This window comes from Nostoc sp. CCY0012, from assembly GCF_963920855.1.
Taxonomy (GTDB): Bacteria; Cyanobacteriota; Cyanobacteriia; order Cyanobacteriales; family Nostocaceae; genus Cyanocohniella.
The window spans coordinates 1-322 of sequence record NZ_CAWUDM010000261.1; the positions used below are offsets into that span (position 1 = coordinate 1).

The 322-nt window shown below is 45.0% G+C and carries 1 protein-coding gene; it reads left to right on the forward strand.

What is annotated here, in order from left to right:
* Positions 1-8 precede the first annotated feature (8 nt).
* The gene (locus ACM0OS_RS29060; RefSeq protein ID WP_414546632.1) at positions 9-281 is read left to right on the forward strand and encodes a methyltransferase; all 273 of its coding nucleotides are present in this window, start codon (positions 9-11) and stop codon (positions 279-281) included.
* The last annotated feature ends 41 nt before the right edge of the window (positions 282-322 follow it).

Consider the following 322-nt stretch of genomic DNA (forward strand, 5'->3'; position numbering starts at 1 on the left):
CATAGTTCTTGCCTGAGAAGCTACCACCCTTAAGCTCTCAAAGTCAACACCCTAGGTTTAATGCTCAATTCAATGGCATATGTAACACTCACTTCTGTTTAGGCAATTTATACGAAGCAACTTCTGGCCAGTTCGATACTATTTTGGCCAATCCCCCCTTTGTTCCTAGCCCCAGTCAGCAATGTCGCTTCCGGGATGGCGGCTTAACTGGTGAAGATATTTTGGCCCGCATTATTTCTGAAAGTGCTAAATACCTGACACCTGATGGCCTTAACGGGTGACAAGAAGGCTAAACAGCTTGTTTAATAAGGGATAGAGCCTG